The following is a 15,300-nucleotide window of genomic DNA, read 5'->3' on the forward strand; positions in this document are numbered from 1 at the left end:
TGAATTTTCTGCGAAAATTCGGGCGTCCACAGGGACTCAGGCGACTTCGAACGCGGCTTTCAGGAGAGTCCGCGTGTACTCCGTGCGCGGTGTCTCGAAAATCTCCTCGGCGGTCCCTGCCTCGACCACGTCGCCTTGTTTCATCACGATGACCTTGTGTGACATGGCGCGCACCACCTTCAGGTCGTGGCTGATGAAGAGATAGGCAAGGTCGTATTTGCGCTGCAGTTCGCGCAAAAGATTCACGATCTGCACCTGAACCGTCATATCCAGCGCCGAAGTCGGTTCGTCCAGAACGACCAGCCTGGGCCGCAACACCATGGCCCGTGCAATGGCGATGCGCTGGCGCTGCCCACCCGAGAATTCATGCGGATAGCGGTGCATCGACGCCGGGTCGAGACCAACCTCTGCCATCACCTCGGCGACCTTTTCCCGGTCCGAGCGGGGATCGGCGGACCCATGCACGCCCAGCCCTTCTGCAATGATCTGCTCGCAGGTCATGCGGGGGGACAGCGACCCGAAGGGGTCCTGGAACACGATCTGCATCTCGGAGCGCAGCCGCCGCAATTGCCGTGTCGACCAGCTGCGCACATCCTCGCCCCGATAGCGGATATCCCCTTCCGAAGAAATCAGCCGCATGATTGCCAATGCCAGCGTCGTCTTGCCTGAACCGGATTCGCCCACGATACCGACAGTCTCCCCCGCGCGCACAGCTATGGAGGCGTCATTCACAGCCTTCACGTATCCGACCGTGCGCTTCAGCAGGCCCTTCTGGATGGGAAACCAGATCTTCAAATGGTCGGTGCGCGCGATTTCTTCGGCATCCGGTTCGACCGGGTCGGGCTTGCCTGTGCTCTCGGCGGAAAGCAGCTTGATCGTGTAGGGGTGTTTCGGATCATCGAACAACGCCTTCGTCGGCCCCTGTTCGACGATTTCGCCATCCTTCATCACGCAGACCCGGTCGGCAATCTTGCGCACGATATTCAGGTCATGGGTGATGAAGAGCATCCCCATGCCTTCCTTCTGCTTGATGTCCTCCAACAGGTCGAGGATCTGCGCCTGAATGGTCACGTCCAGCGCCGTGGTGGGTTCGTCGGCAATCAGCAGGTCAGGACCGTTGGCCAGCGCCATGGCGATCATGACACGCTGCCGCTGCCCGCCGGACAGCTGGTGCGGGTAAGACGTCAGCCGGCTTTCGGGGTCACGGATGCCCACGCGGTGCAGCAGTTCGACGATCTTTACCCGCGCCTCGATCCCGGTCAGTCCCTGATGCAGGGCGATGGATTCCGCCAGCTGCTTTTCCAGCGTGTGCAGTGGGTTGAGCGAGGTCATCGGCTCCTGGAAGATGAAGGAGATGTCGTTGCCGCGGACTTTCTGCAAGAGCGCAGGCTTGGCGCCGATCATCTCTTGCCCTTCGTAGCGGGCGGACCCGGAGACCTGCGCGTTTTCGCCCAGCAGCGCCACGGTGGACAGCGCGGTGACCGACTTGCCAGAGCCGGATTCACCCACAAGCGCCACGGTTTCTCCGCGATCGATGTGAAAGGACACGCCTTTCACCGCGAGGTTCGTCTTGCCGTCTTGCCGGAAGGCGACCTTCAGGTCCTTGACGTCGAGGATCTTTGTCATGCGAAGGTCTTTCTGGGGTCGAAGGCATCGCGCACGCCTTCGAAGATGAAGACGAGCAGGGACAGCATCACGGCAAAGACGCTAAAGGCGGTGAAGGCCAGCCAGGGCGCCTGCAGGTTCTGTTTTGCCTGCAGGGTCAATTCGCCCAGTGAGGGGGCCGAGGATGGCAGGCCGAAGCCGAGGAAGTCGAGGCCCGCAAGCGTCGAGATGGTGCCGGTCACGATGAAGGGCATGAAGGTCAGCGTTGCCACCATGGCATTCGGAAGGACGTGGCGGAACATGATGGTGCGGTCGCTGACACCCAGCGCCTTGGCGGCGCGCACGTATTCTAGGTTGCGCGCGCGCAGGAATTCCGCCCGCACCACGCCCACCAGCGCTGTCCAGCTGAACAGGATGGTCAGCAACAGCAGCAATCCGTAACTGCGCCCGAAGATCGCAAACAGGATGATGATGACGTAAAGCATGGGGATCGCGCCCCAGATCTCGATCACGCGCTGAAAGATCAGGTCTAGCCAGCCGCCGAAGTAGCCCTGCAAGGCCCCGGCCACCACGCCGATGATCGAGGCGAAGAAGGTCACCACAAGCGTGAAGACGATCGACAGGCGGAAACCGTAGATGATGCGCGCCAGCACGTCGCGTTTCGTGTCGTCCGTGCCCAGCCAGTTGGTGCCGCGCTGGTCCTCCGGCAGCAGGCCGAAGTGACGTTCGCCGTCCTCGCCCTCGTAGAAACCGATCACATCAGGTGCCAGAGGGGCCGCACCGCTGCGGTCCACGGGCGTATCGAAGGAATAGGGGATCACCGGCCAGAGCAGGCTGCCCTTTTCGAAGCCGTCCGCCTCGAAGGTACCGGCGTCGATGTCCTCGATGATGCCTTCGGGGTCGTCGAAACATTCCTCGAGGCCGCCTGACTGGATCAGGCAGCGGACCTCGGGGTCTCGGTAGGCGGCCTCGGTCTTGAAGTCGCCGCCAAAGGTGGTTTCCGGGTAGAAGTTAAAGACCGGGAAGTAGGTCTCGCCCTTGTAGGTCACCATGATCGGCTTGTCGTTGGCGATGAATTCGGCGCAGAGCGACAGGCCGAACAGCAGAATGAAGATCCAGAGTGACCAGAACGCGCGGCGGTTGCGGCAGAAGTTGTTCCAGCGGCGCTGGTTCAGAGGCGACAGGGTGAAACGGCCGCGCTTGGGCTCGGGCGGGGCAGGGGTCATGCTCATCTCACCCCTCCCGCCGCTCGAAATCAATACGAGGATCAATGACGACATACATCAGGTCCGAGATGATGCCGACCGTCAGGCCGATCAGAGACGAGATGAACAGCGTGCCAAAGACCACCGGGTAGTCGCGCTGCACCGCCGCTTCGAAGCCCAGACGCCCAAGTCCGTCGAGGCTGAAGATCGTTTCGATGATGATCGAGCCGCCGAAGAAGACGCCGATGAAGACGCCGGGCAGACCCGCGATCACGATCAGCATAGCGTTGCGGAAGACGTGGCCGTACAGGACTTTGCCTTCCGATAGTCCCTTTGCGCGGGCGGTCATGACGTATTGTTTTTTGATCTCGTCGAGGAACGAATTCTTCGTCAGCAGGGTCAGCGTGGCAAAGGCCGAAATGGTCGAGGCGGTCACCGGCAGGGCGATGTGCCAGAAGTAGTCAGCGATCTTGCCCAGCAGGCTGAGGTTTTCGAAATTGTCCGAGGTCAGGCCGCGCAACGGGAAAATCTGCCAGTAACTGCCACCGGCAAACAGCACCAGAAGCAGAATGGCGAACAGAAAGCCGGGGATGGCATAGGCCACGATGATGATCCCCGAGGTCCATGTGTCGAAGGAGGTGCCGTCCTTGACCGCTTTCCTGATCCCCAGGGGAATGGACACGATATAGGCGATCAGCGTCGACCACAGGCCGAGCGTGATCGAGACGGGCATCTTTTCCAGCACAAGGTCGATGACCGAAATCGAGCGGAAATAGCTCTCGCCGAAATCGAGCCGCATGTAGTTCCACATCATGTTCAGGAACCGCTCCAGCGGTGGCTTGTCGAAGCCGAACTCCTTTTCCAGTTCTTCGATGAATTCCTTTGGCAGGCCGCGTGCGCCCACATAGTCGCTGTTGGAGCCAAAGGTTTCTTCGCCCACGTCCTGAGAGCCGCCAGAGAAGCCGGAGGTCACGTCGCCTTCGCCCTGCATCTTGGCCAAGACCTGTTCGACGGGACCGCCGGGCACGAATTGCACCAACGCGAAGTTGAATATCATGATCCCCAGCACCGTGGGGATGATGAGCAGGAAACGTCTGAGGATATACGCGGCCATGGTCGGTCAGTTCACCTGAGTCTTGTCGTTGATGCCGTGGGTCGGGCGCTCACTTCAGAACGCCACGCTCCTGAAGCGCCTTGTGTTTTTCCTCGTTCATCCACCAGAAGTCCAGCACCCCGAGCGCGTAGGGGGGCAGGTCCGCCGGGTGTTCGAACATATCGTATTGCGCGGTCCAATACTCCGGGACGAACCCTTCGTGGGCCATCAGGCGTTCCCAGCGCAGCGCGCGGTCCAGTGCGGTCAGAGCGATGATCTCGTCGGCACGGGTCTTGGTGTCCAGCGCCTTTTCGATCAGCGCGTCCACCAGAGGGCTTTGCAGATTGGCCGGGTTGTAGGAGGACACCTGCGCGGTTTCCGACCCGAACATCTGCTTCAACCCGGTCCCGGCGCTCGAAAAGGTCAGGATGCGGGTGTGGATGATGTCGTAATCCTTGTCGAGGAAACGCTGCTGGCCCTGTGCGCTGTCCACCTTGGTCGCATTCACCGCGATGCCCCAGTCGGTCAGGGTGCGCACGTAGGTCTCGATCGAAGACAGGCGGACGTCGTCCCAAGTCGAAATCACCAAGAAGTTGAAGGACATCTGCTCGCCCGCGGCATTGCGCAGCTTACCCTCGGCATCCAGCGTCCAGCCTTCCTCTTCGAGAAGCTTCAGCGCGGCGCGCTTGTTGCGGCGGTCAATGGGATCGCGCGGGTTCGAGGTGTGGGGCATCACCACTTCCTCGGTCAGCATCCCGGCCGGAACGAGGTCACCCAAGGATTGCAGCAGCTCCAGCTCAGCGCCCTGCGGTACGCCTTTGGCTTCCCACTCCTGGCCCTCGACGTAGGAATTGCGCTGCGTCGTCAGGCTGTATTGCAGCGACTCGCGCACCCATTCGAAGTTGAAGGCCAGCGTCAGTGCGTGGCGGATGTTGCGGTTGTCCAGCGGCGGTTTCTGCGTGTTGAAGATGATGCCGGAGTTGTTCGGTGCGGTCGAATCCGGGATCGTCTCGCGCACGACGTCGCCCCTGCTGATGGCGGGGAAGTCGTAGCCCGTGGCCCAGCGCTTGGTCGAACCTTCCTGGCGGAAGGTGGTGATGCCTGCCTTGAAGGCCTCGAATTCCGCTGTGTCGTCGGCGAAGTATTCGAAGCGCACGCGGTCAAAGTTGAAACGGCCCTTGTTCGCCGGGTGCTCCCAGCCCCAGTAGTCGGGGTTGCGTTCGTAAACGACGAAGCGGTTGAACTCGTAATCCGCCACTTGATAGGGGCCGGAAGCCATGGGGGAATTAACCGACGGCTCGTCCAGACGCTCGCCGGTTTCCTTGTACCAGTCTTCGGAAAAGATGGGTGTTCCGCCCACCTGATCGATGAGCGAGCGGCGCGAAATCCCGTCAGCGAAGGTGAACTTGCAGGACAGGTCACCGAGGACTTCGGCACCGATGACGCGTTCGGAGACAGACCTCGCATAGGACCGAATGCCCTGTTCAAGGAAAAGGTTGTGGGTGAACACAACGTCCTTGGCCATCACAGGTTGGCCGTTTCGGAACTTCACGTCGTCGCGGAGGTGAAAGATGACCCATGTCTGGTCTTCGGGATATTCGACCTCGCGCGCGACAAGACAGTAGCTGTCCGTGATTGTATCGGCAGGCAGGCCGCCGCCCCAAGGCATCTCGCCGAAGAGCGCTTCGGCCACGACGCCGGAATTGCTTTCTGGGTTGCCGCGCCACGCCCAGCGGTTGAAGCCGTCGAAGGTGCCCCGCGTACCGATGACGATCTCGCCGCCGCGCGGGGCGTCGGGGTTGACGTAAGCCCAGTGCGGGTAGTCGGCGGGGTATTTCAAATCGCCGTAGAAGGAATAACCGTGTGACCGGATCATGGCCGGGTCGGCGCCGTGGCTTTCGCCCCAACCGGTGCGCGGCATCAGAGGTGCTGCGGCAGAAGCCCCGATCAGGCCCAATGCCTTGCGTCGGTCGATCTGGAACGGCTTGGACTTGGTCATCCGGGGTCTCCCTTGGGCGTGCGGGCAGCGGCGTCGGCGCAGCTTGCCTTCATGACACATCAATTATGGTTAATTTTAAGCTAAGTGTTCTGGCTGACCACATTCAAGGTGAGAAAGTTATGGCTCACGAGGGCGCGACGAGCCGTGACCGGTAGTCGGGCAGGTGCGGTTAACGGAAAAAGGGCTGCGCCGGGGTGGCGCAGCCCTTTATTGAAACTCGTCGGTGCGTAACTGTCGCTTGCGCGTGTCAGCTCTGGGTCGCCAGGTAGGCGATCAGGTTCACGCGGTCGGCTTCTTTCGGCAGACCGGCAAAGCCCATCGTGGTGCCGGGCGCTGCCGACTTCGGGCTTTCGAGGAAGTGGAACAGGTTCTCGGGCGTCCATGCGTCGCCGACCTGCTGCAGTGCGCCGGAGTAGGCGAAACCACCCACCGAGCCGATCGCCCGCTCGACCACACCGTTAAGGTGCGGACCGGTGCCGTCGGTGCCGTCCAACTTGTGGCAGGCGCGGCACTTGCCGAAAACCTTTTCGCCAGCGGCAGCATCTGCCGAAGCGTAGAGAGTTGCAAAATCGACTTCTTCGGCAGGCTGTGCCGGCTCGCCGCCGCCAGCCTCGATGACATAGGCTGCTGCGTGCTCTTCGCCGTGGCCGCCGGCGCCCATGTGGTACACCGTTTCGGCAGCCCACTTGCCCATCAGATAGATCAGCAGGGCGCCGCAGACGCCGCCCACAACCTTGGTCATTGTCATCGTGTCAAACATGAGGTGCCCTGTTCGTCTTGCATATCCGTCGCGCGGGTAACTACGCCTTCCCTTTGCCGGTGGCAAGCGATAGAAGCCGCGACCAATCGCCCGACCGCCGGGAGATTGCGAAAATTTGCCTTGGAACACGCCGGAGGAACCCTGATGTCGCCCGAAATGACTCTCCAGACGCCTCAGCGTATCGCCTTTCAGGGTGAGTTGGGCGCCTATTCCCATCAGGCGTGCGTCGATGCCCGCCCGGATGCCGAGGTTCTGCCCTGCCAGACATTCGAGGACGTGATCGACGCGGTGCGCGACGGGCGTGCGGATCTGGCTATGTTGCCGGTGGAAAATACGACCTACGGGCGCGTGGCGGACATTCACCGACTGTTGCCGGAATCGGGGCTGCGCATCGTGGACGAGGCTTTTGTCCGGGTGCACATCTCGTTGATGGCACTGCCGGGTGTTCAGGTCGAAGACCTGAAGGAAGTGCGCGCGCATCCGGTGTTATTGCCGCAGGCGGGCAGTTTCCTTCGGCAATATGGAATCAAGGGCGAAGCCTGGGCCGACAGCGCCGGTGCCGCCGCCGAGATCGCGCGGGACGGCCTGCGGGACGTGGGTGCGCTGGCTTCGGATCTCGCGGCGGAGATCAACGGATTGCACATACTTGCCCGCCATCTCGAAGACCATTCCCACAACACGACGCGATTTCTGCTGATGTCGCCAATGCCCGACAACTCCCGTCGGGGCGATCACGGCATGATGACGACGTTCGTATTTCAGGTGCGCAACATCCCGGCCGCGCTTTACAAGGCGATGGGGGGCTTCGCGACCAATGGCGTGAACATGACCAAGCTCGAAAGCTACATGGTCGGAGGCTCCTTCACCGCGACACAATTCTACGCGGACATTGAAGGGCATCCGGAAGATCCCGCAGTGGCGCGGGCGCTGGAGGAATTGGAATACTTCACATCGATGCTGGAGATTCTCGGCGTCTATCCACGGGACTCGCGGCGAGATTGAAGTTGTCGAGGGACGGGGTCTTGGTGGGCAGTACCAGTCGCTTTGGCGGTCTGCCTCTCGGATAACAAAGTTTTATTCAAGACGAAGGGCGGCCCTGTGAGACGGCCGCCCTTCGTCATTTATCAGCGCTCTTTGACGTAGGGGTCGCCGCCGGCACGCGGGGGGATGGCCTTGCCGATGAAGCCCGCGAGGATGATGACGGTCAGGATGTAGGGCAGGGCGTCCATGAACTGAACCGGGACGGTGAAGGCGCCGAGGTCGAAGTTCTGGAAACGGATTGCTGCGGCCTGAAGGAAGCCGAACAGCAGACAGGCCGCGAGGGCGTACCACGGGCGCCACTTGGCGAAGATCAGCGCCGCCAGCGCGATGTAGCCGCGTCCTGCGGTCATTTCCTTGCCGAAGAAGGGTTGCAGGCCGGTTGCCATGTAGGCGCCCGCGATGCCGCAGAGGATACCGCAGATCGCAACGGCGGTATACCGCAGACGGATGACCGAGATGCCGGCGGTGTCGACGGCCTCGGGCGCTTCTCCGACGGCGCGCAGGCGCAGGCCGAAGCGTGTGCGGTAAAGCAGCCACCAGGTTGCGGGCACAGCGAGGAAGGCGACGTAGACCAGCGGCGCGTGGCCCGAGATCAGGTCGGCGTAGATCGGGCCGAGGATGGGCACGTCGCGCAGGGTTTCCGCGAAGGGCAGGGTGATTTCCGACAGGCGGGCGTTGCCGGTGAGGGTCGGGGTCTTGCCGCCTTGCTTATACCAGCTTTGCGCGATCAGGACGGTGATGCCCGAGGCGAGGAAGTTCAGCGCCACGCCGGAAATAAGCTGGTTGCCCCGGAAGGTGATCGACGCAAGGCCATGGATGGCCGAGAGGACCATCGACGCGGCGATGCCTGCCAAGAGGCCAAGCCAGACATTCCCGGTGTTGTAGGCGATGGCGGCGGAGAAGAATGCGGCGATGAGCATCTTGCCTTCGAGGCCGATGTCGAAGACGCCGGAACGTTCGGAAAACAGCCCTGCAAGGCAGGCGAGCAACAACGGCGTCGACAGGCGGATCGTCGATTCGAGCAGCTGGATGAGGGTTGCGAAATCCATCACTGTGCTCCTTTGGGGCGGAAGGCGAGGAACAGGCGTTCCAGCGGCCAGCGGACGACGTTGTCGAGCGCGCCGGTGAAGAGGATCACGAGCGCCTGGATCACCGTCACCAGTTCACGCGGGATGTTGGCCCAGAAGGCCAGCTCCGCGCCGCCCTGGTAGAGGAAGCCGAACAAAAGCGCCGCGAGGAAGACGCCCACAGGGTGGGAGCGGCCCATGAGGGCCACGGCGATGCCGATGAAGCCCGCGCCTTCGGAGGCGTTGAGGACAAGGCGTTCGGCTTCGCCCATGGTGGCGTTGATTGCCATGAGGCCCGCGAGTCCGCCGGAGATCAGCATGGAAACCACGGTGATCTTGACCGGTGAGATGCCCGCATATTTGGCAGCGGTTTCAGAGTGGCCGAAGGCGCGGAGTTCATAGCCCAGCCGGGTACGCCAGATCAGCAGCCAGACGCCGAAACACGCAGCGACAGCGATGAAGAAGGTGATGTTGGCGGGGGAACCACGGAACAGCACGGTTTCGGAGGTGGAGAACATCTGCTGGAACGTGGGCAAGGAGGTCGCCGCCGGGAAGGTGGCCGTGGCGGGTTCCATCGCGCCGGAGGGGCGCAGGACGTTGACCAGCACATAGTTGATGAGCGCGGCGGCGATGAAGTTGAACATGATCGTCGTGATGACGATGTGGCTGCCGCGTTTGGCTTGGAGGATCGCGGGGATGTAAGCCCATGCCGCGCCAAAGAGGGCGGCGGCAATGGTTGCGCCGATCAGGGCCAGCGACCAGTGCGGCCATGGGATGAAGAGACAGCAGAGCGCCACGCCGAGGCCGCCGATCTGTGCCTGACCCTCGCCGCCGATGTTGAACATCTTGGCATGGAAGGCGACGGCGACGGCGAGCCCGGTGAACATGAAGTTCGTCGCGTAATAAAGCGTGTAGCCCCAGCCGGACGATTTCATCAGCGCGCCTTCGACCATCAGCTGGAAGGCCTCGAAGGGGTTCATGCCAAGCGCGGCGATGACCAGTGCCGAGAGCACGGCGGCAATGAGGATCGAGATCAGGGGGACGAGAACGGCGTCCGCCCAGGCGGGCATCTTATCCATGTCGCGTGGTCCTTTGGATCGTGGCGCGGGTGGCATGTCGGGATGCCTCCGGCGGGAGTATTTTTACCAAGAAGAAGCCGAGGTCGGTTGGATCAGTCATGCTGCGCGGCCTCGCGGTCGGCCTTGGCGGCCATCTGGTCGGTGACCGCTTCGATGATGGGTTTGTCGGGCATTTCGGTGACACCGGCCATGAGCAGGCCCAGTTCGGTCTGGTTGGTCTCGGACGGCAGGCGTTCGCCCATGATCTGGCCGTCGAACATGACGGCGATGCGGTCCGACAGGCTGAGGATCTCGTCCAGTTCCACCGACACGAGAAGGATCGCCTTGCCCTCGTCGCGCAGGGCGACGATCTGCTGGTGGATGAACTCGATCGCACCGATGTCGACGCCCCGCGTCGGCTGGCCGATCAGCAGGATGTCGGGGTCGCGCTCGATCTCGCGCGCGAGGACGATCTTTTGCTGGTTACCGCCGGAAAAGTTCTTGGCCGCGAGGTTCGGGTTCGGCGGGCGGACGTCGTAGCGGTCCATCTTGGCCTGTGCCTCGGCCTTGATCGCGGCGTTGTTCATGAAGGGGCCAGAGGCCAGCGCCGGGTCGAGGTGGTAGCCGAAGACGGTGTTTTCCCAGGCGGTATAGGGCAGGATCAGGCCTTCGTGGTGGCGGTCCTCCGGGACATGGGCAATGCCGCGCGCACGGCGCGACTGGCCGTCGGAGTGCTTGCCGGTCAGGTCGATTTCCTGCCCGTTCACGCGGATCGAGCCGGTCGCATTGGTCATGCCGCCAAGGACATGCAGCAGCTCGGACTGGCCGTTTCCGGAGACCCCGGCGATGCCGAGGACCTCGCCCGCGCGGACGTTGAAGGACACGCCCTTGAGGCGTTCGACGCCGTGGCTGTCGGTGTGGCGCAGGTTCTCGACTTCGAGGATGGGCGCGCCGGGTTGGGCGGGTGTCTTGTCGACGCGCAAGAGCACCTTGCGGCCCACCATTAGCTCGGCCAGTTGTTCGGGAGAGGTTTCCGAGGTCTTGACCGTGGCGGTCATCTCGCCGCGTCGCATGACGCTGACGGTATCGGTGATCTCCATGATTTCGCGCAGTTTATGCGTGATGAGGATGATCGTCTTGCCCTCGCGCTTCAGCCCTTCAAGGATGCGGAAGAGGTGGTCGGCCTCGGCGGGGGTCAGCACGCCGGTGGGCTCGTCGAGGATGAGGATGTCGGCCTCGCGGTACAGCGCCTTGAGGATTTCCACGCGCTGCTGGTGCCCGACCGAGAGGTTCTCGATCAGGGCGTCGGGGTCGACGTGCAGTTCATATTCCTCGGCCAGTTTTTTCAGGGACCCGCGCGCCTTGTCCAGCGACGGGCGCAGCATGGCACCTTCCTCGGCCCCGAGGATGACGTTTTCCAGAACGGTGAAGTTCTGCACCAGCTTGAAGTGCTGGAACACCATGCCGATGCCGGCCGCGATGGCGGCCTGGCTGTCGGTGATGTTGACCTGTTTGCCGTGGATGAAGATCTCGCCCTTGTCGGCCTTGTAGAAGCCGTAAAGGATCGACATGAGTGTCGACTTGCCCGCGCCGTTCTCGCCGATGATGCCGTGGATCGTGCCGGGCATGACGCGGATGGCGATGTCCTTGTTGGCCTGGACGGGGCCGAAAGCCTTTGAGATGCCCTTGAGCTCGATGGCGGGGGTGTCGGTCATGCCTGGAATGTCCCTGCTGTCATTAACCCATTTGTTACAGAGGTCACCGGGTTTGCCCAGAGCCTTTGTGTCTGTGGCCCCCCACGTAACCCTATGGACAATAGCCTGTGTTCAACGCGCAGGCGCGGTCGGCGAGATTGGCGGCCTCGGCGGGGGCGGTGTCCCTGAGCAGGACGGACAGGTTTCGGCAAGAGCGCGCGTCGCGATGGTTGCAGCCGATCTGGTAGTAGCGGGCGGCCTCGTCGCGGTCGGCGGGGGCCGCTTTGCTTGTTTCCAAGAGGTAGCCAGAGGCGGCGCATCCGGCCCAGAATTCCAGGTCGCAGGCGGTTTGGTAGAAGTTCAGCGCCATGGGCCACGCGTCTTGCGTTTCGTGCCCGTAGGCGAGGACATAGCAGGCGTGGCCGTCCAAGACCTCGCATCCGGCGGTGGCGTAGGCCTGTTCGCGGGCCAGATCCGGGGCGGTGTAGGACAGAAGATTGGCGTATTGGCCGCAGGCGGTGCCCGATCCCATGCGGCAAATGCGTTCGAGGTCCTCGGCGTAGGTTGCAAGGCGGGCCTTGTCCGCGGGGGCGTCGCTGTCGAGACGGATGGGTTCCGCGCGCTTTTCGGCCAGGTAGAGGCAGGCGTTGAAGTCGCCCGCGCGGCAGGCGTTCGACAGCAGCCCAGTCGGGTCGCCGCGTCGCCAGTAGCTTTCCCAGCGCAGTTCTGCGCAGCCCTCCGGTTCTCCGCCGGCGCATGCTTCGGTGTAGCGCATGTGGGCAAGTTCCCAGTTGTCTTCGAGCGAAAGCCCGAGATTGTAACAGCCCGACGGGTTGCCCCAGTCGCAGGCGAGGCGGGCATAGCGGTCGGCCTTGCGCTGGCTGGGGCGAAAGTCGGGCAGGACCTGTTGCAGCGCGTAGGCTCCGTCGCCGTGCAGGTCGCTGAGGACGGTGCAGGCACGGGCGTGGCCGTCTTCGCAGGGTGCTTCGAGGCCGCCAATGGTGATTTCAAGGGCCGGTCTGGAGACTGGAAGCACGGGGTTGAGGCGGGCGCGGTTCACGCAGGCGGTCTGGTCACCCGTTTCGCAGGCCGGGCCGAGGGCGTCGTACCATTCACGCAGGCGCTGACGGTCTGCGACGTGCTTCGCGGGAATGTAGGACAAGCTGTCGGCAGAGTCGCTGAGCGCGGAGCAGGCCCAGCCGATGCGCGCGTCGCAGGCCACCGACAGCAGGTCGAAGTGCCGTGGATTATACAGGTCCGTCGCAAAGGTGATCCGACCGAGGCGGGCACAGTTGAGGGCGCTGCCCTCGGCGCACAGGGTTTCTTCGCGGGCAACGAAGGTGTCGCGGGTCTCGGCTGACAGCAGGCGCGGGTTGTCAGCCACGAGGTGGCCCTGATCCGTCACGAGGAGTTCGGCGCAGGGGGCTGCGGTGAAATCCAGCGTCGTTTGCGCGATGCAGGCCGTGCGCAGGAGGACGGTTTCGGTGGCCGTGTATTGTGCATCGGCGGGCGCGGTAGCGGTGAGGCTCAGGAAGAGGGCTGCCCGGAGGGAAATGGTCGAAATGGACATGAAAACCGTGAAACTCATATGGAGATAAAGAAACATCGGCCGGGAGGCCCGGCCGATGTCCTGTTGCCGCTTGCTGTCCGGTCAGGCCGACCGGATGGCGGATCAGAAGTCCAGAGCCGGGCAGCTGTCGTTGGCGTAGTAGGACACCACGTCGATCTCGCCCGCGATGATCTTGGCCTTGGCGTCTTCGACGGCGGCCTTCATCTCGTCGGTGATGAGCGAGGCGTTGTTGTCATCGACCGCGTAGCCCACGCCTTCCTCGGCCAGACCCAAGGTGGTGATGCCACCGGTTTCGAGGTCGGCACCGGCCTTCATCGACTCGTACACGGCGTTGTCGACGCGCTTGAGCATGGAGGTCAGGACTGAACCCGGGTGCAGGTAGTTCTGGTTGGAGTCGACGCCGATCGAGTAGATCTTTTCGTCGGCGGCGGTTTGCAGAACACCCAGACCGGTGCCACCGGCGGCGGCGTAAACGACGTCAGAGCCCTGGCCGATCTGCGCCTTGGCCAGTTCGGCGCCCTTCACCGGGTCGTTCCACGCGGCGGGGGTGGTGCCGGTCATGTTGGCGATGACCTTGATGTCGGGGTTCACGGCCTTCGCACCCTGGGCATAGCCGCAGGCAAAGTGACGGATCAGCGGAATATCCATGCCGCCGACGAAGGACACGGTGCCGGTCTTGGATGCCATCGCGGCCAGCATGCCGACGAGGTAGGAGCCCTGATGTTCCTGGAAGCCGATCAGCTGAACGTTGGCGGGGACTTCGGGCAGCCAGCCGTCGACGTTCACGAACTTGGTATCCGGGTAGTCGGCGGCGACGTTCTTGATCGGCTCGGCAAAGGAGAAGCCGGTGGTGATGACCGGGTTGTAGCCTGCCTCGGCAAAGCGGCGCAGCGCCTGCTCGCGCTGGGCTTCGGATTGCATCTCGATGTCCTTGTAGGTGCCGCCGGTTTCCTGCGCCCAACGCTCGGCGCCGTTGTAGGCGGCTTCGTTGAAGGACTTGTCGAACTTGCCGCCAAGGTCATAGACGAGCGCCGGGTCGGCCAGCGCGGCACCGGCGGTCAGCGCCAGTGCGGCAACGCTGCCAAGGGTCTTCTGCATGAAGGTCATGAGGTGTGCTCCCAGGTGGTGGGGGCCGGAATGGCCCCTCAGTTATGTGATGAAGTCATCAAGACGCAGCCCCGCGAAGGGGTCAAGGCGGTTTTTACCACGATAGCGGGTCACGTCAGGGCAGGTTACGCGTCAGGACGAGCGCATCGTCCGCGGGGCCGTCCGGTTGCGGGTAGTAGCCCTTGCGCCACCCTGCCTGTGTGTACCCATGAGCTGCGTAAAGCGCCTGCGCGGGCGTGTTGCGGCTGGCCACTTCGAGGAAGACGCGGCTCGCGCCTCTTTTTTGGGCGTCGGCGTGGAATTGTTCAATGACACGGTGGGCATGGCCCTGCCGCTGGTGATCCGGATCGACGGCGAGGGCGAGGATCTCGGCCTCGTCGGCCACCACGGTGCCCAGAACAAAGGCGTGATCGGAGGCGGTCAGCAGGGCGTGCGGGCGGGCCAGTGTGTCGGCAAAGGCTTGCGCGGACCACGGGGCCTGATGCGTGTAGGCGCGGGCCGCGATGAGGGCCAGTGCGTCAGGCGCCATCGAGGATGACCGGAGGCACCTCGGACGACGGCGCTGCATCGGCGGGCTTGATGTAGAGCGGCGCGGGCCGTGTCGTGGTGTCTGGATTGTTGGCAGCGGCACGGGCGATGCCCTCGGCCAGCGTGCTGTAATCCGGCGTCAGGAGGTCCGTTTCGCGGGAGGTCACGTCCAGTTCTTCGGCGCTGACCAGAACCGGTTCTGCACCGGTCCGGCGCAGATAGGCCTGACCGCGCGGCGCGGGAATGCAGGGCACGCCCGGTTTGGAGGCCGTGGCGAGAATGGCATCGAAGCCATTGATGCCGATAGCGGGAATGCCCAGTCCCAAGGCGAGTCCCCGCGCTGCGGCGACGGAAATACGGATACCCGTGAAATTGCCGGGACCGACGCCCACGGCGATCGCCGTCAGATCGTGCCATGTGGCGTCCGCCTCGGCCAGCAGCTCTTCGAGCAGGGGCATCAGGCGTTCTGCCTGTCCGCGGCCCATCTCCTCGTGTCGCGTCAAAAGGCGCGCGCCGTCCAGCAGGGCGGCAGAGACATGGGCGGCGGAGGTATCGAAGGCAAGGATCATAACG

Annotated in this window: 13 protein-coding genes; 1 reads left to right on the forward strand and 12 read right to left on the reverse strand. The window is 63.2% G+C overall.

The genetic code is table 11. The features are described from left to right. Window positions 1-36: 36 nt before the first annotated feature. From ACP16H_RS06085 to ACP16H_RS06105, 5 genes are all read right to left on the reverse strand, one after another. A complete protein-coding gene (locus ACP16H_RS06085) occupies window positions 37-1,626 on the reverse strand; it encodes an ABC transporter ATP-binding protein (protein WP_425071371.1) in 1,590 nt (529 codons plus the stop codon). Further along, window positions 1,623-2,837, reverse strand: a complete 1,215-nt coding sequence (locus ACP16H_RS06090; RefSeq protein WP_425071372.1) for an ABC transporter permease — start codon at window positions 2,835-2,837, stop codon at window positions 1,623-1,625. Before ACP16H_RS06090 ends, ACP16H_RS06085 begins: the two co-directional genes overlap by 4 nt. A gap of 1 nt (window position 2,838) precedes the next feature. Next, the gene (locus ACP16H_RS06095) at window positions 2,839-3,924 is read right to left on the reverse strand and encodes a microcin C ABC transporter permease YejB (RefSeq protein WP_425071373.1); all 1,086 of its coding nucleotides are present in this window, start codon (window positions 3,922-3,924) and stop codon (window positions 2,839-2,841) included. A gap of 49 nt (window positions 3,925-3,973) precedes the next feature. After that, entirely contained in the window at window positions 3,974-5,902 is a 1,929-nt protein-coding gene (locus ACP16H_RS06100; protein WP_425071374.1) for an extracellular solute-binding protein, read from the reverse strand. Window positions 5,903-6,149: 247 nt separating this feature from the next. Next, window positions 6,150-6,662, reverse strand: coding sequence for a c-type cytochrome (locus ACP16H_RS06105; protein ID WP_425071375.1), 513 nt, complete (start codon window positions 6,660-6,662; stop codon window positions 6,150-6,152). Window positions 6,663-6,806: 144 nt separating this feature from the next. Here ACP16H_RS06105 and ACP16H_RS06110 point away from each other — a divergent pair, with 144 nt between their 5' ends. Next, a complete protein-coding gene (locus ACP16H_RS06110) occupies window positions 6,807-7,664 on the forward strand; it encodes a prephenate dehydratase (protein WP_425071376.1) in 858 nt (285 codons plus the stop codon). A 122-nt stretch (window positions 7,665-7,786) separates the two neighbouring features. Here ACP16H_RS06110 and ACP16H_RS06115 read toward each other — a convergent pair whose 3' ends face one another. The 7 genes from ACP16H_RS06115 to tsaB all read right to left on the reverse strand — a co-directional run bounded on the left by ACP16H_RS06115 (window position 7,787) and on the right by tsaB (window position 15,296). Next, the gene (locus ACP16H_RS06115; protein ID WP_425071377.1) at window positions 7,787-8,752 is read right to left on the reverse strand and encodes an ABC transporter permease; all 966 of its coding nucleotides are present in this window, start codon (window positions 8,750-8,752) and stop codon (window positions 7,787-7,789) included. Beyond that, window positions 8,752-9,849 (reverse strand): ABC transporter permease, encoded by a 1,098-nt coding sequence (locus ACP16H_RS06120; RefSeq protein ID WP_425071378.1) that lies wholly within the window; start codon window positions 9,847-9,849, stop codon window positions 8,752-8,754. Before ACP16H_RS06120 ends, ACP16H_RS06115 begins: the two co-directional genes overlap by 1 nt. 92 nt (window positions 9,850-9,941) lie before the next feature. Then, on the reverse strand, window positions 9,942-11,543 hold the full coding sequence (locus ACP16H_RS06125; protein ID WP_425071379.1) for an ABC transporter ATP-binding protein: 1,602 nt from the start codon (window positions 11,541-11,543) through the stop codon (window positions 9,942-9,944). A 91-nt stretch (window positions 11,544-11,634) separates the two neighbouring features. Further along, window positions 11,635-13,092, reverse strand: coding sequence for a hypothetical protein (locus ACP16H_RS06130; RefSeq protein WP_425071380.1), 1,458 nt, complete (start codon window positions 13,090-13,092; stop codon window positions 11,635-11,637). A 102-nt stretch (window positions 13,093-13,194) separates the two neighbouring features. Continuing rightward, window positions 13,195-14,199, reverse strand: a complete 1,005-nt coding sequence (locus tag ACP16H_RS06135) for a BMP family lipoprotein (RefSeq protein ID WP_425071381.1) — start codon at window positions 14,197-14,199, stop codon at window positions 13,195-13,197. A gap of 115 nt (window positions 14,200-14,314) precedes the next feature. Beyond that, window positions 14,315-14,728: a ribosomal protein S18-alanine N-acetyltransferase gene (rimI, locus tag ACP16H_RS06140; RefSeq protein ID WP_425071382.1), complete on the reverse strand. Its 414-nt coding sequence runs from the start codon at window positions 14,726-14,728 to the stop codon at window positions 14,315-14,317. Next, window positions 14,718-15,296 (reverse strand): tRNA (adenosine(37)-N6)-threonylcarbamoyltransferase complex dimerization subunit type 1 TsaB, encoded by a 579-nt coding sequence (gene tsaB / locus ACP16H_RS06145; protein ID WP_425071383.1) that lies wholly within the window; start codon window positions 15,294-15,296, stop codon window positions 14,718-14,720. Before tsaB ends, rimI begins: the two co-directional genes overlap by 11 nt. Between the last annotated feature and the right edge of the window lie 4 nt (window positions 15,297-15,300).

The sequence above is a fragment of the Sagittula sp. S175 genome (assembly GCF_049800975.1).
Taxonomy (GTDB): Bacteria; Pseudomonadota; Alphaproteobacteria; order Rhodobacterales; family Rhodobacteraceae; genus Sagittula.

Excerpts from the sequence above, each read along its gene's own strand:
- ACP16H_RS06110 (WP_425071376.1), top strand. The coding sequence starts at position 6,807 with ATGTCGCCCGAAATGACTCTCCAGACGCCTCAGCGTATCGCCTTTCAG.
- ACP16H_RS06095 (WP_425071373.1), bottom strand. The coding sequence starts at position 3,924 with ATGGCCGCGTATATCCTCAGACGTTTCCTGCTCATCATCCCCACGGTG.
- ACP16H_RS06100 (WP_425071374.1), bottom strand. The coding sequence starts at position 5,902 with ATGACCAAGTCCAAGCCGTTCCAGATCGACCGACGCAAGGCATTGGGC.
- tsaB (WP_425071383.1), bottom strand. The coding sequence starts at position 15,296 with ATGATCCTTGCCTTCGATACCTCCGCCGCCCATGTCTCTGCCGCCCTG.
- ACP16H_RS06125 (WP_425071379.1), bottom strand. The coding sequence starts at position 11,543 with ATGACCGACACCCCCGCCATCGAGCTCAAGGGCATCTCAAAGGCTTTC.
- ACP16H_RS06085 (WP_425071371.1), bottom strand. The coding sequence starts at position 1,626 with ATGACAAAGATCCTCGACGTCAAGGACCTGAAGGTCGCCTTCCGGCAA.
- ACP16H_RS06120 (WP_425071378.1), bottom strand. The coding sequence starts at position 9,849 with ATGGATAAGATGCCCGCCTGGGCGGACGCCGTTCTCGTCCCCCTGATC.
- rimI (WP_425071382.1), bottom strand. The coding sequence starts at position 14,728 with ATGGCGCCTGACGCACTGGCCCTCATCGCGGCCCGCGCCTACACGCAT.
- ACP16H_RS06115 (WP_425071377.1), bottom strand. The coding sequence starts at position 8,752 with ATGGATTTCGCAACCCTCATCCAGCTGCTCGAATCGACGATCCGCCTG.
- ACP16H_RS06135 (WP_425071381.1), bottom strand. The coding sequence starts at position 14,199 with ATGACCTTCATGCAGAAGACCCTTGGCAGCGTTGCCGCACTGGCGCTG.
- ACP16H_RS06090 (WP_425071372.1), bottom strand. The coding sequence starts at position 2,837 with ATGAGCATGACCCCTGCCCCGCCCGAGCCCAAGCGCGGCCGTTTCACC.
- ACP16H_RS06105 (WP_425071375.1), bottom strand. The coding sequence starts at position 6,662 with ATGTTTGACACGATGACAATGACCAAGGTTGTGGGCGGCGTCTGCGGC.
- ACP16H_RS06130 (WP_425071380.1), bottom strand. The coding sequence starts at position 13,092 with ATGTCCATTTCGACCATTTCCCTCCGGGCAGCCCTCTTCCTGAGCCTC.